Source organism: Pseudomonas sp. Irchel s3a10 (genome assembly GCF_900187525.1).
GTDB classification, from domain to species: Bacteria; Pseudomonadota; Gammaproteobacteria; order Pseudomonadales; family Pseudomonadaceae; genus Aquipseudomonas; species Aquipseudomonas koreensis_G.
This window is the reverse complement of record NZ_FYDR01000001.1, coordinates 1,107,350-1,129,256: the sequence shown is the minus strand read 5'-3', so window position 1 is coordinate 1,129,256 and position 21,907 is coordinate 1,107,350. Positions and strand designations below refer to the sequence as shown.

Here is a 21,907-nt window from a genome sequence, read left to right as displayed (position 1 = left end):
GGTCCTCCGCTGATGTTCAGCCGCGAGCGGCGCGTGGGCGATAGGCAGTGGGGTAGTAGTCGCGAAACCAGGCGATGAAACGCCCCAGTCCTTCATCCAGCTCGATCCGGGGCTGGAACCCGGTGGCCTGGGCCAGATCGTCGGTCTCGGCACAGGTGTCGAGCACATCGCCCGGTTGCAGGGGCAAGAGCTCGACAATGGCTTTCTGGCCGAGGTGTTTTTCCATCAGCGCCAGATAGTTTTTCAGCGCCACCGGGTGGTGGCCGCCGATGTTGAACAGGCGCCAGGGGGCCATGCTGCTGCCAGCGTCGGGATGTTCACGATCCCACTCCGGCTGGCTGTGCGGCGGATGGTCGATGAGGCGCGCGATGCTTTCGACGATGTCGTCTATATAAGTGAAATCGCGCTGGTGCTCGCCGTAGTTGAACAGCTTCAGCGGTGTGCCTTCGCTGATCGCCCGGGCGAACTGGATCGGCGACATGTCCGGCCGACCCCATGGCCCATACACGGTGAAAAAGCGCAGGCCGGTGCTGGGAATGCCGAACAGGTGGCTGTAACTGTGGGCCATCAGCTCGTTGGCTTTCTTGGTCGCGGCGTACAGCGACAGCGGGTGATTGACGCCGTCGTGCACCGAATACGGGGTGTGCTGATTGGCGCCATACACCGAGCTCGACGAGGCATAGATCAGGTGCTCGACCGGATGGTGCCGGCAGCTTTCCAGAATATTCAGGAAGCCGCTGAGGTTGCTGTCCAGATAGGCCCGTGGGTTTTCCAGCGAGTAGCGCACCCCGGCCTGCGCCGCGAGGTGGATCACCACTTGCGGTTGTTCGCGGACAAACAGCGCTTCAATCGCCGCGGCATCGGCCAGATCAATGCGCGCCAGCGGGAAATTCCCTACCTGATCGCGTACCCATTGCACCCGATCATGTTTGAGCTGCGGGTCGTAGTAGCCGTTGAAGTTATCCAGGCCGACCACCGCATGCCCGTCGCGCATCAGCCGCAACACGCAATGGGCACCAATGAAGCCGGCTGCGCCAGTGACCAGAATTTTCATGGGCGCAGTCCTTCCGGAGCGATGTGGCGCAGGCCGATGCCGCTGTAATGCAGACCGGCAGCGGCCACGTGTTCCGGGTTGTAGAGGTTGCGTCCGTCGACAATCACTTTCGAGCGCAGCTTGCTCGCCAGCAGCTCGAAATCCACCACGCGAAAATTCTTCCACTCGGTGCAGATCACCAGCGCATCGGCATCTTCCAGGGTGTCGTCGCGGGTGGCGCACAGGTGCAGGTCGTTGCGGTAACCGTAGAGGCGCCGGCACTCGGACATGGCTTCCGGATCGTAGGCCTGCACGCTGGCGCCTTCGGCCCACAGCGCGTCCATCAGATAGCGGCTGGGGGCTTCGCGCATGTCGTCGGTGTTGGGTTTGAACGCCAGCCCCCAGATCGCGATCGACTTGCCGGCCAGGCCTTGGGGGAATTGCGCTTTCAATTTGCTGAAGAGAATGTGCCGCTGCAGGTCGTTGACATCAGTGACGCTGCGCAGCAGTTTCAGCGGCATGCCGTTGTGTTCGGCGGTGTGCAGCAGCGCGCGCAGATCCTTGGGGAAGCACGAGCCGCCGAAGCCGCAGCCGGGATAAATGAAGTGGTAGCCGATACGCGGATCGGAGCCGATGCCTTTGCGCACCGCTTCGATATCGGCGTCGAGCAGTTCAGTGAGGTTGGCCAACTCGTTCATGAAACTGATGCGCGTGGCGAGCATCGCGTTGGCCGCGTATTTGGTCAGCTCGGCGCTGCGGTTGTCCATGAACATCAGTTTTTCGCGGTTGCGGCAGAACGGCGCGTACAACTCGCTCATCTGCTCGCGGGCTGTCTCATCGCGGGTGCCGACGATGATCCGGTCCGGGCGCATGCAATCGGCGAGGGCGCTGCCTTCCTTGAGGAACTCGGGGTTGGACACCACTCGCACCTTGAGGGCACTTTTGCCACGACGGAGCAATTCTTCGTTGGCCTTGGCGGCCACCTGGTCCGCCGTACCGACCGGCACCGTGGACTTGATGATCAGGGTGCGATCAGCCTCCATGTGCGAGGCGATCTCCCGGGCGACGTTGAGCACGTGGGTCAGGTCGGCGGAACCGTCCTCATCGGCCGGGGTGCCCACGGCGATGAAGATCAGCTCGGCATGTTCCACGGCGTCGCTGGCCTGGGTGCTGAACAGCAAGCGCCCGGCCTTGATGTTTTCTTCCAGTGCGGCGGATAACCCCGGCTCGCTAATAGGCGGCACGGCTTGTTGCAGTTGTTTGATCTTGTTTGGGTCAATATCGACACATAAAACCCGATGCCCAACATCTGCAAGTGCGGCGGCTTGAATTAATCCGACATAGCCGGTGCCAAATACGCTCACGTCCATCTGCGCACCCTCGATAGAGCGAAAAGAAGAAGTTCGGAAGAAGACTGTAAAAGGGGTATAGCGCAGGGTTTGAAAAGCGTGTCAGCAAAATGACATGTTGCACCTGTATAACACTTGAGCGTTTTTTGGCGATTGGCCATCAAGTCATTGCTGCGATTGAATTTGTTGTTTAATTGCAGATTTGTTCAGATTTAAAATAAGCGATAAACGGTTGTAAGCCGCTAATCTAAAGGCTTGTAGCGTTTTCTGTGTGTCAGATTTGAGTCACCGGTTTTTTGACGCTTTCTGAAGAAAACAGTCAATTCTTGCGCTTTGAGGGCTGGGTGCTAGTGTCAGGTTCTGACCGACAAACCTTTGACTCCCTGCCATTTGAACGATCGGTATCGCCATGTTCAGATATGCCAAAGAAGTACTTTTAATTGTTTATCTGCTGCTTTATTCCGAATATTACATTGATCGGTTAAATGCTATCGGCGTCGGTTTTGCTGTACTTCTTTTTGGCGCGATGTTTTTGGCGCTTACTTTGGCATTATATCTGACGGCTTATATTCGTCAGACTCTCATTCGCCACTTGTTCGCAATAACACTGTTTGTTTCGGCGGTGTTTTTCGATGTCTATACCCGGGTCACCGCGGATTACCTGAGCTACAGCAATTTTGTCTCGCTGGTGTACTCCGGTGGTTTCATCCAGGAAGCCGCCTACCAGTATCGCGACGCGATCATTCATGGCGCGCTCAGCGGTCTGCTGTTGCTGTTCGGCATCGGCTTGAAACCACGTCATGCACTGGTGGTGCCCAACGCGTTGCGCATGGCGGCGCCGGTGTGTGGCGTGCTGCTGTTGAGCGCAGTGTTGTTCCTGCGGGCGGGCGAGGGCGCGCGCGGTTTGCCGATCATGTACACGCCGCTGGCCTATCTGAACCTGTTCGCCTATGAAGCGCTGCATAATACTGTCGGCCCGCGAGAGCCGGTGACGCTGGTGCGCAACGCAGTGACGGTCAATCACGACATCGTGCTGATCATCGACGAGAGCATCTCCGGCAATTACCTGGACATCAACGCGCCGTTCGGCGTGCACAGCAACCTCAAGCAGGCACATCCGGGCGTCGACATTTTCAACTACGGCTACGCCGCGTCCATCGCCAATTGCAGCGCCGACACCAACGTCACCCTGCGCTACGGCGGCACCCGTGCCGACTACATACGGATCAACAGCACGCTGCCGTCGATCTGGCAGTACGCGAAAAAGGCCGGGCTGCGCACGGTGTACATCGACGCCCAGCGCACCGGCGGCAATTTGCAGAACCTGATGACCGAGACCGAGAAAAAGGACATTGACCAGTTCGTCCAGTTTGACCAGACCAGCGTGCGTGACCGCGACATGGCTGCCGCCGCGAAGCTGATCGAATTGCTCAACGACGATCAGCCGGAGCTGGTGGTGATCAACAAGGTCGGCGCGCATTTCCCGGTGCACGACAAATATCCCGACGCCTTCATGGCCTATCGGCCGACCTTGCCGCGCGGGCAATTCACTGAAGTGGCCGAAACCGGCAAACGCGACGGTTTCAACGGCCAGTCAGATGACTGGGTGCTGTACCGCAACGCCTACAAGAACACGGTGCTATGGAACGTCGGCGAGTTCTTCGCCCGGGTATTCGCCCAGGCCAGGTTGAACAATGCGCTGCTGATCTACACCTCCGATCACGGCCAGGACCTGCATGAACGCGGCAACCCCGGGCTCAATACCCATTGCGGCGGTAATCCGGTGGAGGAAGAAGGGCTGGTGCCGCTGGTGGTGATTCAGGGTGATCAGGTGCACGGCCCGGACTGGGCGCAATCGTTATCGGCGAACAAGGATCGCTCCAGCCACTACAACATTTTTCCGACGCTGCTGCAGTTGATGGGTTATGACCTGGCGGGAGTCGAGGCGCTGTACGGCAAACCATTGACGCTGCCGACGGCGGATGACTTCACCTTCAACTACCGCTTCAATGCGCGGTTGGGGGCCAAGCCTGAGTGGAAGCATATTGATCTGAATACCATCGTCACGCCGGGGGCGGCGGCGACCAGTGTGGCAACCGGGCAGTGAGATTTGCGCGGGGTTCACTGACCTCATCGCTGGCAACCGACAGCCACCGACCTCGATAAACCCCCGGCGCGCAGCCCAGCCAGCGTAGACACGCACGGTTGAAACTCTGCACATCGCTGTAGCCCAACCGATCGGAAATGTGCACCAGCTCCAACTCGCCCGCCCGCAACAAGTCCTCGGCCCGATAACGCCGGTATTCATCGAGCAATTCAGAAAAACGCCAGCCCAGTGCCTTCAAGCGCCGCGCAGCCGTGCGCTCCAGCAGATGCCGGTCTGCGCAGAACTGCTTCCAGTCTGCCGTCGCCAGATCCTCGATCAGATAGTCGCTGAGCTGTTCGAGCAAGGTCGCTTCGCTGTTGCGGCGGGTCTGCTCAAGCAGCTCCACCAGAGTCTGTTCCAGTGCCTGGCTGCCCGGCGTCAGTGGCGCGATGAACAACTGCGGATCGAGGTGGATCGCCAGGTACTGCCGCGAGCCCTGCACCGGAGCACGAAAGGCGCGCGCGTGTTCTTCGCTGCCCGGCGCAGTCAGTTGCACACCCAGCACCGGATCGCGCCCCAGACCGCTGGCGAGCAATTTGCGCCGCAACATGCTGCACAGGCTGATCAGGATGTAATCAGCGGTGGCGGGAGCGGCACGCAGGCTGCCGGACTCGATCAGGCGCAATTGGACCTCACCGTTTTCGCGCACGATCTGCGCCTGAAAGTGCCCGTTGAAAAACGGAAAGAAACGCACGAAGTAAGCGCAGGCACTCTCCAGCGACACCGCGATGTCGAACAGATAAGTCAGGCCGTTGGTCGCCGTTGAAACGAATCGGCGTCCAGCGGCGAGGCCAAAAAGTGGATCGTTCGTCTGCGCTTGTGCGAAGGCCCAGAAGCGTCGCGAGAGCATCAACGGAATGCGCATGAACGGTGTACGTAAGTCGAACAGGCTGCGATGAAACTGCGCTTCAATGGCTTCGCGGGCAACGCCGCGCGCGAGCAATTCCTCGATCGCCGGCAGCAAGGTCGGGGCGTAAAAGGCGTTGGCGGGCGGCTGATTGATTTTTGTCATGTAGGGCTCACCGCTTGTTCCGGGACACTGGTTAGGCTGCCCGACGTTAAGCGATTTGCCGGAGCAAGACCATGCTTGATTTACGCCAGCTCGACCTCAACCTGCTGCTTGCCTTTGATGCGATCTATCAGCAGCGCAGTGTCACCCGCGCCGCCGAAGTCATGTGTCTGTCGCAGCCGGCCATGAGCAATGCGCTGCGGCGTCTGCGCGAATTGTGCGGGGATCCGTTGTTCATCAAGAGTCGTCTGGGGGTGACACCGACACTGGTGGCGCACCGGTTGGCGGATTACGTGCGTAACGCGCTGGAATCATTGCGTGACGGCTTGCGGATGATTCCGGCGGCGCGGCAGAACAACCCGTTGCTGCGCATCAGTTGCCTGGATTGTCTGCAGCCGGTATTGCTCGATGCCTTGCTGCAAGTGCCGCATGCCGACTGGCAGGTACGCTACTTTCAGCCACGCCGGCGCGATGCCTTGCAGGAACTGGCCAGCGGCAAGCTCGACATCCTCATCGACATCGATCAACCGCTGGCCGGGCTCAGTGGCTTGCACAAGCGCAGCCTTGCGGCGGATCACTATGTGTTCGCCTATGGCTCGGCATTGAAAGAGCCGCCGCGTACCTTGCAGGCGTATTTGCAGCAACCGCAGATTCAGGTGTCCAGCCGCCGCGACGGCCTGAGTCCGGTGGATCTGCACCTGGGCCTCAAGGGGATGCGTCGCACGATTAGCCTGACCACGCAAAGTACTCTGGCGGCGAAGCTGATCGCCGATCGTCAGCCCTTTGGCCTGAGTCTGCCGAGTCGCGTCGCCAGTGTGCTGGGCTTGCACCAGGCTCCGTTGCCGCTGGAGGATCCGGTGGAACTGAAACTGGCGCTGTACATCGAGGCGCGCTATCGCTTCGAACGCAGTCGCGAAGAAGCCATGCATTGCCTGCTGTGCGCCTTGGGCGATCCACAGACCCCGGCCATTTCCCCGACACTTTGGGAGCGAGCCTGCTCGCGATAGCGGTGTGTCAGCCTATGGACGGGTTATGCGTACCGGCCTCTTCGCGAGCAAGCCCGCTCCCACACTTGACCGCGTTCGATCAGCACGGAGCAATCGACCCCACCCCTTCAAGTCTAAACTTACAAGCGAGCCCGCTCGCGAAAGCGGAAGGTCAGGCTGCGGGATTTTGAAGTTGCGAAACCTTCCGGGTTATTGGTTGGCCGCCAGCAGGCGCTGATCGACGTTCAGGATTGCTTCGACCATCGCCCGCGCGGCCGGGGTCATGGAATAGCCGACGCGGGTGACAATGCCGTAACTCAGATGCAGGGCCGGATCGTCGCGGGGCACGTCGATGAATTCGAGCAGGTGAATCAAGCCCTGATCAACCTGTTCACGCAGGGCTTCCAGGGTGGCCAGGCCCACGGCGTCCGAGCGCAGCACCACGCGCTGGATCGCGTCGAATTGGGCGCACTCGACGCTGGGATTGAAATCCGGCTCGCCCAGTACGTCGGCAAGAATCTTGCGGATCATCGGCGGGATCCGCGTACCCACCACCGGATAGTCGAGCAACGCCCGCAGTTTGAGGTTCTTCTGCCCGGCGAGCGGGTGTCCGGCGCGGCAGAAAAAACGCCCGGGCCGGGTGCGCAGCAATTGCACCTGATACTGCGGGTCGCCGATGAAGTAGCGTGCGTCCGCCACCAGGAATTCGATCTGCTGTTCGCGCAGCCAAAGTGACAGTTGCTGCCAGTCGCCCTGATGAAAACGCGTGCGAATCGCCGGGTGCGCCTGGATGAATTCGGCCAATGCCTCAGGAACCAGCACTTGCGCCGGGTAGGGGCCACAGCCGAATTGCAGTTCGCCGCCGGTCAGGCCGTTGTATTGCGTCAACTCGTTGTGCAATGCCTGACTGCCAGCCAGCAGGCGCCGCGCGTGTTGCAGCACCAGTTCACCCTGGCCGGTCAGACGGAACTCGCGGCTGCTGCGCTCGACCAACTCGCAGCCGAGATCGCGCTCCAGGGTCTGAATGCTGCGACTGAACGCCGGTTGGCTGAGGTTGATTGCCTCGGCGGCGCGGCCAAAATTGCGGTAATCGGCGAGGGCCACGAGGTGGCGAAGCTGGCGCAAATCCATCATGCGTCTCCTGCATTTTGCGGATACTTTTAATGCATTGGATCGATACCACGTTGGCTGGCATAAGTACACGCCTGTCCTTCGCAAAGCTTGTCGTCATGCCCCAACCCCTGTTCGCCTCCAGCGCTTTCACCCGCACCATTCTTGGCCATGCCGAGCAGTCCGGCCTGTGCCCGCAGACCTTGCTGGTTCGGGCCGGGATCTGCCCGACAGCGCTTGACGATCAGGGTCGGCAGATTCCTGCGCAGGCAGTCGAGCAACTGTGGCGCGAGTGTGAGCAGGCGGGTGCTGCGTCGACCTTTGGCTGCGAACTGGTCAATGGTTTGGCGACAACGTGCCTGCAAGGGCTGAATATTCTGCTCGACTCGGCAGCGACCCTGCGCGCCAGCCTCGATTGCTTCGTGACGTTCGTGCCCAGGGTCACCAATTACGTGGCCGCCGAGTTGCAGGAGAGCGGCGCGTTCGCCCATTTGCAGCTGCGCCCGGTGCAAGGTCAGGCGCATCACTTTGGCCTGGATGCGGCGACGATCACCTTGGTGCGCAACATCTCCCGGCGGCTCGGCAAGCCGCCCGGGCAAGTGTTTGCCAGCGTCGGTCTATGCCCCCCGCAAGCTGCCGGCGCCTGGCTGCGTGACGCCGGAATCGACGTCGCGCAGAGTGAATATCCACGGCTGACGCTGCATCGCTCGTTACTCGACGAAACGCTGCTCGGCGCCAATCCGTTTCTGCACCAGAGCATGCTCCGGCATTGGCAGGCCGAACCTTGTACGCCCAGTCGCAATGACAGCCTGGAACTGGCGCGGCACTGGCTCACTGCCGGTGATCAGCCGATCGAACGTATCGCCGAGCGTCTCGGTTACCGCCAGCCGAGCAACTTCATCCGCGCATTCCGCAAACAGTTCGGCATCACGCCCAAGCAGTTTCGCCTCAACCCGATATAAGCGCGTCGATGATTGTTTTTTGTCGGCCATCGCTTGCGTGTAGCGGGTGAGGGTTGGGCACCGTGTCAGTGCTGAGCAAACCTGACCGGAGCCCAATAATGACAAGAATATGCTCGGTCACGCCCCAAGTCCGTCCGCGACTTTTTCGGCGTGGCCACAGCCGTACGCAACCCCTGACTCTGGCGATCCTTGCCGCACTGTCGAGTCCCGCCTACGCCACCAGTTTCGAACTCGACGAAGACTGGAGCCTGTCGACCAAAACCACCCTGACCCTGGGCAGCAGCTGGTCGACGCAAAACCCTGACAAAAGCCTGATGACCCGCGCCAACGCCTTGCAGGCCCAGGGCGTACGCGCCAATGGCACGAGCGTCAGCGCCGACGATAATCGGCTGAATTTCGAGAGGGGGGATCCGATCTCGCAGAACTTCAAAGGCCTGACCGACTTCAGCCTCGACGGTCAGGGGCAGGGCGCGTTCATCCGCTTCAAATACTGGTATGACGCGGCGTACGAGGATGGCAACGGCCGCTTCAAGAAATTCGATGATTCGGGCTGGGATGACCTGTCGAAATTCAAAGGCTTCAAGGCTCTCGACGCGTATGTCTGGAAGGACTTTCAGATCGACGATCATCCGCTCAACGTCAAGGTGGGCAATCAGGTGTTGTCGTGGGGCGAATCGTTGCTGATCCAGAACGGCATCAACGTGATCAACCCGCTGGATATTTCCGCTTTCAACCGGCCCGGCGTGGAAATCAAGGAAGGCCAGTTGCCGGTGGAGATGGTCTCGTTCAGTTTCGGCATTTCCGACAGCCTCAACCTCGAAGGTTTTTACCAGTACAACTGGCGCCCCAGCGTGCTGGATGGTTGCGGGACATTTTTCGCTTCCAGCGATGCGATCCAGAAGGGCTGCGGGCCGCTCTATCTGAGCCAGGTGCAGACCGATCAACAGATGCAGGCTGCGGGGCTGTACGCCTATTCGCGCGGCAACGAGTCGCCGTCGGACAACGGCCAGTTCGGCTTTGCCCTGCGCAACATCATTGCGGCGCTGAACGATGCCGAGGCGGCGTTCTACTACATCAACTATCACTCGCGGCTGCCGTACTTCAGCCTCGATGCGCGCAACTCGGCGCTGCCCGGAACCTTTCCCGGGGGCATTCAGGCACCGAGCTACGCCGCGGCGTTTCCGGAAAACATTCACCTGTATGGCATCAGCCTCAACGGCGTGGAACCGGTCAGCGGCATCTCGCTCGCCGGTGAACTGAGCTATCGGCCGAACATGCCGTTAGCGATCAACGCACCGGACATCAACGTCGCAGTGATCTCCGGCGCGGGCGGCAGTTCCTGGCTCGACCTGCCGCCGGGTTTCAACACCAATGGTGGCAGTCGCTATGACGGCTGGGTGCGCAAAGGCGTGTGGCAGATGACCGGCTCCGCGACCCAGGCCTTCGACAACATCCTCGGCGCCACACGCTTGAGTCTGTTCGGTGAGGTGGGGGTCGTGCACATCGATGACCTCGGCGACGAGCGTCTGGGGCGCAACTCGGCATTCGGGCGCAGCGCACCGCGCAACGGCACGGCGTGCAACACGGTCGCTTCCGGCGTCACCAATCAGTACTGCACCGACAAGGGCTTTGCCACGGAATGGTCGTGGGGTTATCGCCTGCGCGCCAGCCTTGAATACAGCGACGTGTTGCCAGGGATCAACCTGATTCCGGCGATCAACTGGCGGCACGACGTTTCGGGCTATTCCTACGACCCGCAAGGGCCGTTTCAGGAAGGTCAGCAGGCCCTCGGCCTGAGCCTGACGGGCGTCTACATGAACGATTACAGCGTGGAGCTGGCTTACAACGCGTTCTTCGGTTCCAACGATTACAGCACCCTCGACGACCGCGACTTCGCATCCGTCAGCTTCAAGGCAGACTTCTAAGGAGAATCATCATGCGTATGCAAATGTGTGTGCTCGCGCTGGCGTGCAGTGTCGGTCTGGCGCAGGCCAAAGGTAACGATCCGGCGCCGCTGGGCAAGACGCTGACGCCGATGGGTTCGGAGATGGCGGCCAACGCTGACGGTTCCATTCCGGCCTGGACCGGCGGCCTGGCGAGCGATGCCGGCACGGTCGACAGCAAGGGCAGTTACAGCGATCCGTATGCGGCAGAAAAACCGCTGTTCACCATCACCGCGCAGAACGTCGCGCAGTACCAGAAGTTTCTCAGCCCCGGGCAGATCGCCTTGTTCAAGCGCTATCCCGACAGCTACAAGATGAACATCTACCCCACGCACCGCAGCGCCAACCTGCCCAAGGATGTCCTGGAGCAGAGCCGCACCAACGTCGCGAAAACCAGCCTGGCCGACGGTGGCAACGGTTTGCATGACTATGCGCGGGGCATTCCGTTTCCATTGCCGACCGAAGGGCTGGAGGTGATGTGGAACCACATGACCCGCTATCGCGGCGGCAGTTACGAGCGCATCAGCAGCGCGGCGCTGGTGCGCGAAAACGGTGCCACCAGCTACGTGCGCAATCAGTCGCTGATCAACTTTGCCGAGACCGTTTCCGGGCTTGAGCCCAATGCCAACACGCTGTTTCTGTTCAAGAGCCGGGTACTGGAACCGGCGCGGTTGTCCGGCGAAGCGGTGCTGGTGCACGAGCCGATCGACCAGGTCGCCGAGCCGCGTTCGGCCTGGCAATACTTGCCGGGCCAGCGCCGGGTACGGCGTGCGCCGATGCTCGCCTATGACAACAGCGCGCGATACAGCAACGGCCTGATCACCGCCGACAACATCGATGGCTACAACGGCGCCCCGGATCGTTTCGACTGGAAACTGATCGGCAAGCAGGAGCTGTTCATTCCCTACAACAGCTACAAAATCGGCAGCCATTCGCTCAAGTACGACGAGGTGATCAAGCCCAACCACATCAACCAGGATCTGGCGCGCTACGAGAAGCATCGGGTGTGGGTGGTGGAAGCCACGCTCAAACCCAATGCCCGGCACATCTACGCCAAACGACGGTTTTATGTGGACGAGGACAGTTGGCAGATCGCCCAGTCCGACCAGTACGACAGTCGCGGCGAACTGTGGCGCAGCGGTGAGCTGCACGCGATTGCCCAATACGACCATGGCTTTACCTACAACGTGCTCGAGACCTCTTATGACCTGATCGCGGGGCGTTATTACGCCGGCGGTCTGGCCAACGAAGAGACCGAGCCGATGCGGGTCGGGTTTGCCGCGAAGACCGACGATTACACGCCGTCGGATCTGCGGCGCTGGGCCAAGTAATTTTTCAACAGCCATGCAAAACCCGATGTGGGAGCGGGCTTGCTCGCGAAGGCGTCGCCACGTTCAGCGGTATTCATCGCCTGAAACAGCGCTTTCGCGAGCAAGCCCGCTCCCACAGGGGATTTATTGCTTCAGGAGAATCTTTATGCGCCACTGGATTTCCGCGCTTGCCCTCGGCACCAGCCTGGGCACCGTGCACGCCGCCGACCTTGATGCAAACCAGGCCAAAGCCCTGGCACAAGAGGCGTATGTGTTCGCTTATGCCACCGTCGAACACGACAAGGTGCTGACCGCGATCAACGCCAAACTGCCGTTCAACCGGCTCTACAGCGAACCGCGTCTGCTCGGCCCGCAAGACAACAAAGTGGTGTCGCCGAACAACGACACGTTCTATTCCCGCGCCTTGCTCGACCTGCGCGCCGAGCCGATGGTGCTTGAGGTGCCAGCGGTTGAAGAGCGCTACTACAGCTTTCAACTGGTCGACTTGCGCACCGACAACCTCGACTACATCGGCACGCGCGCCACCGGCAATCAGGCCGGGCGCTACCTGATTGCCGGGCCGGACTGGAAAGGCGCAGTCCCGGCCGGCTTCAACGGCGTGATCCGTTCGCCCAGCCGCCTGGTGTTTTTGCTCGGCCGCACTGAAGTCAAAGGTGAGAGCGATCAGAAACAAGCGGCAAAAGTCCTCACGGGTTATGCCTTGCAACCTCTGTCGCGAGTGCTGGACAGCACCGCGCCGGCGCCACTGCCGCCGCTGCAGTTGCCGGCGTATCACGACACCAAACAGGGCGCGGCGCAGACGCTGTTCGAAACCTTCAACGCCTTGGCGCCGTTGCATGAATGGCCGTCCCGCGAGCAGGCCAGACTGGCGCGTTTCGCCGCCATTGGAGTGATCCCCGGAGCGCCGTTTACCCCGGCAGACACCCTGCGTGACGCGGTGGCGGCCGGTGCTGAGGCGGGCCGTGAGCAGGTGCGCGTGGCGTCCAGTCAGTTGGCTCGCGAGCAGCAAGGCTGGTTGCCGTCGCCAACCAATGTCGGCAAGTTCGGCGATGATGACCTGACGCGCGCCGCCGTGGCCTGGCGCTACATCTATGCCAATGATGCAGCCGAAGCGGTTTACCCGATGGCCCTGCGCGATGCCGAAGGTCAGTTGCTCGATGGCCATCACACTTATCGCCTGCACTTCCCGGCCGGACAATTGCCGCCGGTGAATGCGTTCTGGTCGCTGACCCTGTACGACGGCAAGACCCAGTTGCTCGCGGCCAATCCGATCCAGCGTTACGCCCTGGGTGATCGCAGCGCAAATCTGCAATACGACGCCGATGGTGGTCTGACCCTGCTGCTGCAACCGAATGCTCCGGCGCAGGCGCAACAAGGCAATTGGCTGCCGACTCCGCAGGGTCCGTTCAATCTGCTGTTGCGGCTGTACCTGCCCAAACAACCGGCGCTGGATGGCCGTTATCAGTTGCCGAGCATTGCGAGGGTCGAGCCATGAGCTTTGTTTACAGCCGCCGCACGGTACTCGGTGGCATGGGGCTGCTGGGCGCCAGTCTGATGGTTCCGCGCTGCTTGCTGGCCAGCGAGCCCTCTGAGTTGCAAGCGATTGCGCAGCAGGCATGGATTTACGCCTACCCGATGCTCATGCACTACCAGACCCTGGAAAAACAGCTGTTCAATCCGAGTGCGCCGGAGTACGTCGGCGGCTTCAATCGCTTTCGTCATTACAGCCAGCTCTACACTCCGGCCAATCGCGAAATCGTCACACCGAACAACGACACGCCGTACTCCTGGGCCTGGCTCGATCTGCGCAGCGAACCGCAAGTATTGAGCGTTCCGGCGGTAACCCGGGACCGCTACTACGTGCATCAACTGGTCGATCAGTACACCCACAATTTTGGCTACTTCGGTGTGCTAAGTACCGGTCGCGCAGCGGGGGATTACCTGATCGCCGGGCCGCACTGGCAGGGCGTAGTGCCGGACGGAATCAAAGCCGTGCTGCGCAGCGAAACCGAGATCGTCATGATCCTTGGCCGCACGGGCCTGAAGAACGCTGATGACATGCCCGCCGTGCGTGCGTTGCAGGCACAGTACCGCTTGCGTGGTTTGCATGAATACACCGGCAGCGCTGCACCTGTCGCGGCGCCGGCGATTGCCTGGCCGGCGTGGGACAGCAAGACCGGGCTGGGGCCGGCGTTTATTAGCGTGCTCAACCAGATCCTGACGCTGTGTCCGATGCCGTCTGCGGAGCAAGGGTTGCGCGAGCGTTTTGCGCGAATCGGCATCGTCCCGGGACAGGCGTTCGATTTCGCCACGCTGCCTGCCGAGGCGCAGCAGGCGCTGCTCGCCGGTATCCGGCAGGCGCAAGCTCAACTGCAGGAGGCGGTGGGCAAGACCCGCACCACGCTCGGGTTGTTCGGCAACCGTGAAGCGATGCACGGCAATTACCTCAATCGGGCGGTGGCCGCCAACATCGGGATCTACGGCAACAGCGTCGAGGAGGCGTTCTATACCGGCGCCCGTCTGGATAATCAGGGGCAACCGTTGCAGGGCGGACGGCGTTATCGTCTGCGCTTCGCCCCGGGACAGTTGCCGCCAGCCAGTGAGTTCTGGTCGCTGACGTTGTATGACTTGCCCGATCGGCAACTGGTGGCGAACGCGATCGATCGTTATTGCCTGAGCAGTCGCGATGTATTGCAGGCGGATAACGATGGCGGCCTGACGTTAATGATGCAGAGTGGGGCGCCTGAACAGGGCGTGTCGAGCAATTGGTTGCCGACGCCACAGAGCGGGGTGTTTACGGTGATCTTGCGGTTGTATGGGCCGACGCGGGATGTGATTGAACAGCGCTGGCGGATGCCGGTGGTTGAAGTGGTTTCTGTGTAGTCTGAACCGACGCCTTCGCGAGCAAGCCCGCTCCCACAGGGTGCAGCGCAATGCAGTGGGAGCGCCTTCGCGAGCAGGCTCGCACCCACAGGGGGCAGCGCAATGCTGTGGGAGCGCCTTCGCGAGCAAGCTCGCACCCACAGGGTGCAGCGCAATGCTGTGGGAGTGCCTTCGCGAGCAAGCTCGCACCCACAGGGTGCCACGCAACTCTGTGGGAGCGAGCTTGCTCGCGAAGGGCGTGACGCGGTTTAAGGGGTGACGATGTTGAACTGCGGCCCGAACGTATCGAGGCTGCCCATCAACTCGGCGAACTTCTTGCCGTTACCCTGCAACTTGATCAGTCCTTTCTGCATTGCGGTCGGGAAATCCAGTTGCTTGAGGCTGATCTTCTCCAGCGTGTCCTTGCTCAGACTGATGCCCGCATCTGCCGCCGGATTGAGACCGGCGCGGTGCGTCAGGACACCATTGCGCAACGTCAGATTAAAGTCCTTCTTCTGATCCTCGAATGTCCAGTTCAGCGTCAGGTCATGGCCGACGGCCTTGTCGCTGTCCAGGCGAACTGCCAGATAATCGAAGAACATCTCCGGGCTCATCGCGCGCACCATGTCCACCGACACCGAAGTCCCGGCGTGTGCCGGCACGCCATTGCGCAATTCCATGGCCCCGGTCAGGTACATGTTGCGCCAGGTGGCGTTCTCGCTCTGGTAACCCAACTGCTCCAGGGTCTCGGCCTGAGCCTTTCGCGCGTCGGCGTTGTCCGGTTCGGCGAACAGCAACTGATTGCCCAATTGTGCGGCCCAGCGATAGTCGCCGGCGGCCATCGCCGTGCGCATTTTGTCCAGCACTGCCGCGCCGCCACCCATGGCCTCGACGGTACGTTTGGCGGTGTCCGCCGGCGGCAGCGGATTGAGGTTGGCCGGGTTGCCGTCATAGAAACCCATGTAGCGCTGATACACCGCGCGGGTGTTGAAGCTCAGCGAGCCGTAGTAACCGCGGGTGTACCACTTCTGATCCAGCGACCCCGGCAGTTGCTTGATGGCGTCGGCGATTTCCAGTGGGGTCAGGCCCTGATTCAGCAGGTGCAGCGTCCGGTCGTTGAGAAATGCATACATGTCGCGCTGATCGGCGAGGAATGTGCGGATCCGTTCGCCACCCCAGGTCGGCCAGTTGTGCTGGGCAAACAATACATCTGCCTTGTCGCCATAGCGCGCCAGACTGTCGTCCAGGTATTGCGACCAGGCTTTGGCATCGCGCACCTGCGCGCCACGTGGCGTGAGGATGTTGTGCATCATTTGCGTGGCGTTTTCGGCCATGCACAAGGCTTTCAGTTCGGGCAGATACAGGTTCATTTCCGCCGGGGCTTCGGTGCCGGGCGTCAGCTGAAACTCGACTTGCACGCCGGCGATGGTACGGGTTTCCAGTTCCTTGGCGATCAGATCGGTGGGCGCGATCAAGGTAATCGTGCCGCCAGAAGGCGTGCTCTTGCCCAGCCCGGCGTCGACCTGACCCTGTTCACCGCGCGGCAACAGGCTGCCGAACTGGTACTGCGCACGGCGGCTCATGGCGTTGCCGGCGTAGACGTTCTCGCTCATCACGTGTTCCATGAACCCGGCCGGGGCGAACACCTTGACCTTGCCGGCCTTGACGTCGGCCTCGTCGATGACTCCGCGCACGCCACCAAAATGGTCGACGTGGGTATGGCTGTAAATCACCGCCACCACTGGCTTGCGCGGGCGGTTGGCGTAGTACAGATCCAGCGCCGCCCTGGCGGTTTCAGCCATGGTCAGCGGGTCGATGATAATCAGCCCGTCATCACCTTCGATGATGGTCATGTTCGCCAGGTCCAGACCGCGCACCTGATAGAGCCTGGGGCTGACCTCGAACAGACCGGCGTGGGCACTCAGTTGGGCCAGGCGCCACAGGCTCGGGTTGACCGACTCCGGCGCCTGATCCTTATCGAGGAAATCGTAGGCCTGCACGTCCCAGATCACCTTGCCGGCAGCGTCCTTGACCTGGCCCTTGAATGGCGCAATCAGGCCTTTGCTGACTGACTCATAATCGGTGCGGTCGCTGAAGGGCAGCTGTTGCAGGACGGCAGCATTACTGGCGATGGTCTGGGCGCTGGGGGCAACAGGCGCGTTGGCGGCCATCGCCGATTGGCTCAGGCATGCGGTGATCAGGCAGGCGAGCAGGCCACGGGGGCTCAATATGAAACGGGGCATGGTGTCTCCGGTTTTTATCGTTATGGGGGATCCGTCCCGGAGGGTAGGGCGCTGGTCTGGCGCGGCGATGATCGTCAACGGACAAAAACCATTCAGGGCCGCTATCCTTGGGGCCAGGTTCATCGATCAGGTTGGCTCATGCTTCAGGTTCAAGGCGTGTTCAAAAGTTACCTCACTCCCCAAGGCCCGCTCCCGGTGCTGCAAGGCGTCGACCTGACGCTCGAAGCCGGCAGCAGTCTGGCGCTGATGGGCGAATCCGGCAGCGGCAAAAGCACCTTGCTGCACCTGATCGCCGGCCTCGACAAGGTTGATCGCGGCAGCATCCACAGCGGCGAGCATCGGCTGGAGCGGATGAACGAAGCGCAACTGGCCGACTGGCGCCGCATTGAAATCGGTCTGGTGTTCCAGCAGTTCAACCTGATCGGCAGTCTGCGGGTCGAGGATAATCTGGCGTTTCAGGCGCGTCTGGCCGGGCGCCATGAACCGCGCTGGCAGGCGCATCTGGTGCAGCGTCTGGGGTTGGGCGATTTGCTCAAGCGTTATCCCGAACAACTTTCCGGCGGTCAGCAGCAGCGGGTGGCGCTGGCCCGGGCCTTAGCCTCACGGCCGAAATTGCTGCTCGCCGACGAACCCACCGGCAGCCTCGACGAAGCCACCAGTGATGAAGTGCTGCGCCTGTTGCTGGAGCTGCTCGACGACACGCCGACCACGCTGCTGATGGTCACGCACAGCCCACGCGTGGCGGCGCGGCTGGCGCAACGGGTGGAGTTGTCCAACGGTCGCCTGACGTGAACGTGTTCTGGCAAACCCTGCGCGCGCTGCTCAGCCACTGGCGGCGGCATCCGGTGCAGTTTTTCAGTGTGCTGACCGGGTTGTGGCTGGCGACCAGTCTGCTGACCGGGGTCGAGGCGCTGAACAGTCAGGCCCGCGACAGTTACGCCCGGGCCAGTCAGATGATCGGCGGTGAACCCCAGGCCAGTCTGGCCACACCGAGCGGTGCGACCTTCAGTCAGCAGTGGTTTGTCGATCTGCGCCGCGCAGGCTGGCCGGTGTCGCCGCTGTTGCAAGGCCGTTTGGTTCTCAAGGATCACCCGGACCAGCGGCTGCAACTGATGGGCATCGAACCGGTGTCGCTGCCCACGGACGCTGCGGTGGCCGGGCAGGCGATGCCGATCGAGCGCATCGTCGCGTTCTTCTCGCCGCCTGGCAGCACCTGGATTTCACCGGAAACCCTGCAGGCCCTTGGCTTGACCGAAGGCGCTACGCCGCAAACCGTCAACGGCCAGACACTGCCGCCACTGCACGCGCAACAAGACATGGCGCCGGGCATGTTGCTGGTGGACATCGGTGTTGCGCAAACCCTGCTCGAACAGCCCGGGCAACTGTCGCGCATGTTGCTGCCGAAGGATTTTCACGCCGATCTGCCGGGCGCGTTCAATGGCCGGCTGCAGCTCAAAAGCAGCGCCGAGGAAAACAATCTGACGCGCCTGACCGAGAGCTTTCACCTCAACCTGGATGCCTTGGGCTTTCTCTCGTTTCTGGTCGGGTTGTTCATCGTGCACGCGGCCATCGGTCTGGCGCTGGAACAGCGTCGTGGTCTGTTGCGCACGTTGCGTGCCTGCGGGGTCAGTGCGCGGATGCTGATCGGCTGTCTGATCGTCGAACTCGGTGTGCTGGCGTTGGTTGGCGGGGTGTTCGGGGTCCTCAGCGGTTACTGGCTGGCGAGCGTGTTGCTGCCGGATGTCGCCGCCAGCCTGCGCGGTCTGTACGGCGCGGAAGTGGCGGGGCAGTTGCGCCTGAGCCCTTGGTGGTGGTTCAGCGGTATCGGTTTGAGCCTGTTCGGCGCGTTGCTGGCCGGTGCCAACAGTCTGTTGCGTGCGGCACGTTTGCCGCTGTTGGCGGTGGCGGATCCGCAGGCCTGGCATCAGCAACATGCGCGCTGGTTGCGCCGTCAGGGTTGGCTGGCGGCGGTGTTGGGACTGATCGCGCTGCTGGCGTTGCTGTTCGGTGACAGCCTGAGCAGTGGTTTTGTGTTGATGGCCGGGTTGCTGCTCGGCGCCGCGCTGGCGTTGCCGGTGGTGCTCAGCGCAGTGCTCAATCCGTTGCTCGGGCGCAGTCGTTCGGTGCTCGGTCAGTGGTTTCTCGCCGATTGCCGCCAGCAACTGCCGGCACTCAGCCTGGCGCTGATGGCGTTGCTGCTGGCGCTGTCGGCCAATATCGGCGCGGGCAGCATGACCGCCGGTTTTCGCCAGACCTTCGACGACTGGCTCGAACAACGCCTCAGTGCCGAGCTGTACCTCAACCCGGTCAATCCGGCGCAATCGCGCGAGATGTACGCCTGGCTCAAACAACAACCGAACGTCAGCGCCGTGTTGCCCAACTGGCAAGTCGCGGTGACCCTGCAAGGCTGGCCGGCGGATGTCTTCGGGGTGATCGATCATCCGTATTACCGGCAGCACTGGCCGTTGCTCGAGGCGATTGCCGGAGATCCGTGGGCGCATCTGGCAAATGACGACGCGGTGATGCTCAGCGAACAACTGGCGCGGCGCTTGAAGGTGCGCGCGGGTGAACATCTGAGTCTGCCGACCCCAAGTGGAACGTGGTCGCCGCGGATCGTCGGGATCTACGCCGACTACGGCAATCCCAAGGGCCACGTGCTGATCAACAGTAATCATCTGCTGCGGTTGTGGCCATCACTGACACCGAACCGATTCAACTTGCGCATCGCACCGCCCGACATCCCGCCGTTTTTGCGCGCACTGCAAACGCACTTTCAACTCGATGACAGCCGCATCGTCGATCAGGCGCGGCTCAAGGGGTGGTCGGTGCAAGTGTTCGAGCGCACCTTCGCCGCCACTGCTGCGCTGAACAGCCTGACTTTGGCGGTGGCCGGTGTGGCGCTGTTCATCAGCCTGCTGACCCAGAGCCAGAGCCGCCTCGGGCAACTGGCGCCGCTGTGGGCCTTGGGCGTGACGCGCCGCCAATTGATGCTGCTCAACCTCGGCCAGACCTGGCTGCTGGCGGTGTTGACGCTGGTGCTGGCGTTGCCGTTGGGGATCGCGTTGGCGTGGTGTCTGGATGCGGTGATCAACGTGCAGGCATTTGGTTGGCGTTTGCCGTTGCGGATCTTTCCGCTGCAACTCTTGCAATTGCTCGGGCTGGCGTTGCTGGCGACGCTATTGGCCTCGGCATGGCCGCTGTATTCGTTGTACCGCACGCAACCGGCGGATCTGCTGAGGACGTTTGCCCATGAGAACTAATCAGGTTGCGCTGCTGTTCGCGCTGCTGCTCTTGGGCGGTTGCGATCAGTCTGTGCCTGAGCAAAAGGGCTTCGCCGGGCTTGGCGATCAGGCTGCGCAGTTCACCGCCGTGGTGCCGGGGCGAGAGTTCAGCTTCCCGGCGGATCACGGCGCGCATGATGGTTTTCGTATCGAGTGGTGGTATGTCACCGCCAATCTCAAGGACCGGCAGGGTCACGATTTCGGTGTGCAATGGACTCTGTTTCGCAGTGCGTTAAAGCTTGCAGCAGAGCAACCGGGCTGGGCCAACCAGACAATCTGGCTCGGCCATGCCGCCGTGACGTCGGCCACCGCGCACCATGCCGCCGAGCGCTATGCCCGGGGCGGAGTAGGGCAGGCCGGGGTGAACGTCGCGCCGTTCGAGGCGTGGATCGATGATTGGCGCTTCGCCAGTCAGGCACAGGATCCGCTGACCGATCTGCAACTCAGTGCCAGCGACAAAGCTTTCAGCTATCAACTGCACCTCACATCCAGTCGGCCGCTGGTGTTGCAGGGTGACAAGGGCTTCAGCCGCAAATCCGAACAAGGCCAGGCTTCGTACTATTACAGTCAGCCGTTTTTTCAGGCCAGCGGCACCCTGCAAGTTGACGGCCAGACCTACACCGTCAGCGGCCCGGCGTGGCTGGACCGTGAATGGAGCAGTCAGCCGCTGGCGGCCAATCAGACCGGGTGGGACTGGTTTTCCCTGCACCTGGACAGTGGTGAGTCGCTGATGCTGTTCCGCACCCGGCAAACCGACGGCGCGCCGTATCTGACCGGCACCTGGATTAACGCCGACGGCCGGACTGAAACCCTGCACGGCGCGCAGATCAAACTCACGCCTCAGGACACCGCCAAAGTCGCCGGACGCAAGATGCCGGTGCGCTGGTCGATCAGCATTCCCGACAAACACCTCGACATCAGCCTCGACGCGCTCAATCCCGACGCCTGGATGAACCTGCGCATCCCTTACTGGGAAGGGCCGGTGCGGATTAGCGGCAGCCATGGCGGGCGCGGCTATCTGGAAATGACCGGGTACTGACTGCTGCACTGCAATTTATGTAGGAGCTGCCGAAGGCTGCGATTTTTTGACTTTGATCTTTAAAAAGATCGCAGCCTGCGGCAGCTCCTACAGGGATTGGGTTGAACTCCGTTTAGTCGCGCAGCCTCTACAACGTAACATCCGCGGAGAATTGGCCATGAGCGACGACCTGCAACCCCCAGACCTCACCACCTGGCAGCGCCTGTTCGACGACCAGACCTACTGGCAGCAGTCCCCCGACGCTCACTACTTCGACCTGCAGCGCATCGCCGACGATCTGCTCGGCCAAGGCGCGATCGATCTGGAGCAGTGGCAGATCCTGCGCGCCGAGGCCGACGATTTGCACAAGGATTCGCCAGCCGTGAACGTTACCAATGAACTGGATGACCCTGAAGCCTGAGGAGCAATCCCATGAAACCCGTATCCCCCAGCGAACACCCCGACGAACCCCGGCCCCCGGGAGAAACCGAGCGAGACAACGACGCCCTGCGCCCGACCGATCCCAAACAGCGCGAGGACAGCGGCAAGGGCACCGCGAGTGGCGAGTCCACTGCGCAGGAGACCGCTGCGGCTGAAACGAAAGCCAAGCCCTGAACAGCGTCTATGCTCAGTG

Annotated in this window: 17 protein-coding genes; 12 read left to right on the top strand and 5 right to left on the bottom strand. The window is 61.6% G+C overall.

What is annotated here, in order from left to right; translation table 11 throughout:
• Positions 1–16: 16 nt before the first annotated feature.
• A complete protein-coding gene (locus CKW11_RS05025) occupies positions 17–1,054 on the bottom strand; it encodes an NAD-dependent epimerase (protein WP_095136663.1) in 1,038 nt (345 codons plus the stop codon).
• A complete protein-coding gene (locus tag CKW11_RS05020; protein WP_095136662.1) occupies positions 1,051–2,403 on the bottom strand; it encodes a UDP-glucose/GDP-mannose dehydrogenase family protein in 1,353 nt (450 codons plus the stop codon). Before CKW11_RS05020 ends, CKW11_RS05025 begins: the two co-directional genes overlap by 4 nt.
• Before the next feature lie 388 nt (positions 2,404–2,791).
• Here CKW11_RS05020 and CKW11_RS05015 point away from each other — a divergent pair, with 388 nt between their 5' ends.
• The gene (locus CKW11_RS05015; RefSeq protein WP_095136661.1) at positions 2,792–4,489 is read left to right on the top strand and encodes a sulfatase-like hydrolase/transferase; all 1,698 of its coding nucleotides are present in this window, start codon (positions 2,792–2,794) and stop codon (positions 4,487–4,489) included.
• On the opposite strand, the gene CKW11_RS05010 is transcribed toward CKW11_RS05015, so the two are convergent.
• Complete coding sequence (locus CKW11_RS05010) at positions 4,446–5,540, bottom strand: AraC family transcriptional regulator ligand-binding domain-containing protein (RefSeq protein WP_095136660.1); 1,095 nt, start codon at positions 5,538–5,540, stop codon at positions 4,446–4,448. The two genes, CKW11_RS05015 and CKW11_RS05010, sit on opposite strands and share 44 nt — an antisense overlap.
• 71 nt (positions 5,541–5,611) lie before the next feature.
• On the opposite strand from CKW11_RS05010, the gene CKW11_RS05005 reads away from it, so the two are divergent.
• Complete coding sequence (locus tag CKW11_RS05005; RefSeq protein WP_095136659.1) at positions 5,612–6,544, top strand: LysR family transcriptional regulator; 933 nt, start codon at positions 5,612–5,614, stop codon at positions 6,542–6,544.
• Between the two features lie 189 nt (positions 6,545–6,733).
• Here CKW11_RS05005 and CKW11_RS05000 read toward each other — a convergent pair whose 3' ends face one another.
• The gene (locus tag CKW11_RS05000) at positions 6,734–7,654 is read right to left on the bottom strand and encodes a LysR family transcriptional regulator (protein WP_095136658.1); all 921 of its coding nucleotides are present in this window, start codon (positions 7,652–7,654) and stop codon (positions 6,734–6,736) included.
• 98 nt (positions 7,655–7,752) lie between these two features.
• Between CKW11_RS05000 and CKW11_RS04995 the strand changes: the two genes are divergently transcribed.
• The 5 genes from CKW11_RS04995 to CKW11_RS04975 all read left to right on the top strand — a co-directional run bounded on the left by CKW11_RS04995 (position 7,753) and on the right by CKW11_RS04975 (position 14,752).
• Positions 7,753–8,595 carry an AraC family transcriptional regulator gene (locus tag CKW11_RS04995; RefSeq protein ID WP_095136657.1) on the top strand — a complete coding sequence of 281 codons (843 nt, stop codon included), beginning with the start codon at positions 7,753–7,755 and terminating at the stop codon, positions 8,593–8,595.
• 98 nt (positions 8,596–8,693) lie between these two features.
• Positions 8,694–10,520 carry a DUF1302 domain-containing protein gene (locus CKW11_RS04990; RefSeq protein ID WP_095136656.1) on the top strand — a complete coding sequence of 609 codons (1,827 nt, stop codon included), beginning with the start codon at positions 8,694–8,696 and terminating at the stop codon, positions 10,518–10,520.
• Positions 10,521–10,531: 11 nt separating this feature from the next.
• Positions 10,532–11,869: a DUF1329 domain-containing protein gene (locus tag CKW11_RS04985; protein WP_095136655.1), complete on the top strand. Its 1,338-nt coding sequence runs from the start codon at positions 10,532–10,534 to the stop codon at positions 11,867–11,869.
• Between the two features lie 145 nt (positions 11,870–12,014).
• The gene (locus CKW11_RS04980; protein ID WP_095136654.1) at positions 12,015–13,364 is read left to right on the top strand and encodes a DUF1254 domain-containing protein; all 1,350 of its coding nucleotides are present in this window, start codon (positions 12,015–12,017) and stop codon (positions 13,362–13,364) included.
• A complete protein-coding gene (locus tag CKW11_RS04975; RefSeq protein WP_095136653.1) occupies positions 13,361–14,752 on the top strand; it encodes a DUF1254 domain-containing protein in 1,392 nt (463 codons plus the stop codon). The genes CKW11_RS04980 and CKW11_RS04975 overlap by 4 nt, the downstream gene beginning before the upstream one ends.
• 248 nt (positions 14,753–15,000) lie before the next feature.
• Here the strand turns inward: CKW11_RS04975 and CKW11_RS04970 are convergent, their stop codons facing one another.
• Positions 15,001–16,974 carry an alkyl/aryl-sulfatase gene (locus CKW11_RS04970; RefSeq protein WP_095136652.1) on the bottom strand — a complete coding sequence of 658 codons (1,974 nt, stop codon included), beginning with the start codon at positions 16,972–16,974 and terminating at the stop codon, positions 15,001–15,003.
• Positions 16,975–17,112: 138 nt separating this feature from the next.
• Here CKW11_RS04970 and CKW11_RS04965 point away from each other — a divergent pair, with 138 nt between their 5' ends.
• The 5 genes from CKW11_RS04965 (at position 17,113) to CKW11_RS04945 (ending at position 21,888) form a co-directional block, all read left to right on the top strand.
• Complete coding sequence (locus CKW11_RS04965) at positions 17,113–17,766, top strand: ABC transporter ATP-binding protein (protein ID WP_095136651.1); 654 nt, start codon at positions 17,113–17,115, stop codon at positions 17,764–17,766.
• Positions 17,763–20,234, top strand: coding sequence for an ABC transporter permease (locus CKW11_RS04960; RefSeq protein WP_095136650.1), 2,472 nt, complete (start codon positions 17,763–17,765; stop codon positions 20,232–20,234). Before CKW11_RS04965 ends, CKW11_RS04960 begins: the two co-directional genes overlap by 4 nt.
• A complete protein-coding gene (locus tag CKW11_RS04955) occupies positions 20,224–21,294 on the top strand; it encodes a lipocalin-like domain-containing protein (protein ID WP_095136649.1) in 1,071 nt (356 codons plus the stop codon). Before CKW11_RS04960 ends, CKW11_RS04955 begins: the two co-directional genes overlap by 11 nt.
• Positions 21,295–21,451: 157 nt before the next feature.
• The gene (locus tag CKW11_RS04950) at positions 21,452–21,694 is read left to right on the top strand and encodes a hypothetical protein (protein WP_095136648.1); all 243 of its coding nucleotides are present in this window, start codon (positions 21,452–21,454) and stop codon (positions 21,692–21,694) included.
• Between the two features lie 11 nt (positions 21,695–21,705).
• Positions 21,706–21,888 (top strand): hypothetical protein, encoded by a 183-nt coding sequence (locus CKW11_RS04945; RefSeq protein ID WP_095136647.1) that lies wholly within the window; start codon positions 21,706–21,708, stop codon positions 21,886–21,888.
• Positions 21,889–21,907: the final 19 nt, after the last annotated feature.

Coding starts and splice junctions, on each gene's coding strand:
- CKW11_RS05010 (WP_095136660.1), bottom strand. CDS start 5,540: ATGACAAAAATCAATCAGCCGCCCGCCAACGCCTTTTACGCCCCGACC.
- CKW11_RS04945 (WP_095136647.1), top strand. CDS start 21,706: ATGAAACCCGTATCCCCCAGCGAACACCCCGACGAACCCCGGCCCCCG.
- CKW11_RS05005 (WP_095136659.1), top strand. CDS start 5,612: ATGCTTGATTTACGCCAGCTCGACCTCAACCTGCTGCTTGCCTTTGAT.
- CKW11_RS04970 (WP_095136652.1), bottom strand. CDS start 16,974: ATGCCCCGTTTCATATTGAGCCCCCGTGGCCTGCTCGCCTGCCTGATC.
- CKW11_RS05000 (WP_095136658.1), bottom strand. CDS start 7,654: ATGGATTTGCGCCAGCTTCGCCACCTCGTGGCCCTCGCCGATTACCGC.
- CKW11_RS04980 (WP_095136654.1), top strand. CDS start 12,015: ATGCGCCACTGGATTTCCGCGCTTGCCCTCGGCACCAGCCTGGGCACC.
- CKW11_RS04955 (WP_095136649.1), top strand. CDS start 20,224: ATGAGAACTAATCAGGTTGCGCTGCTGTTCGCGCTGCTGCTCTTGGGC.
- CKW11_RS04975 (WP_095136653.1), top strand. CDS start 13,361: ATGAGCTTTGTTTACAGCCGCCGCACGGTACTCGGTGGCATGGGGCTG.
- CKW11_RS04985 (WP_095136655.1), top strand. CDS start 10,532: ATGCGTATGCAAATGTGTGTGCTCGCGCTGGCGTGCAGTGTCGGTCTG.
- CKW11_RS04950 (WP_095136648.1), top strand. CDS start 21,452: ATGAGCGACGACCTGCAACCCCCAGACCTCACCACCTGGCAGCGCCTG.
- CKW11_RS04965 (WP_095136651.1), top strand. CDS start 17,113: ATGCTTCAGGTTCAAGGCGTGTTCAAAAGTTACCTCACTCCCCAAGGC.
- CKW11_RS05025 (WP_095136663.1), bottom strand. CDS start 1,054: ATGAAAATTCTGGTCACTGGCGCAGCCGGCTTCATTGGTGCCCATTGC.
- CKW11_RS04990 (WP_095136656.1), top strand. CDS start 8,694: ATGACAAGAATATGCTCGGTCACGCCCCAAGTCCGTCCGCGACTTTTT.
- CKW11_RS04995 (WP_095136657.1), top strand. CDS start 7,753: ATGCCCCAACCCCTGTTCGCCTCCAGCGCTTTCACCCGCACCATTCTT.
- CKW11_RS05020 (WP_095136662.1), bottom strand. CDS start 2,403: ATGGACGTGAGCGTATTTGGCACCGGCTATGTCGGATTAATTCAAGCC.
- CKW11_RS05015 (WP_095136661.1), top strand. CDS start 2,792: ATGTTCAGATATGCCAAAGAAGTACTTTTAATTGTTTATCTGCTGCTT.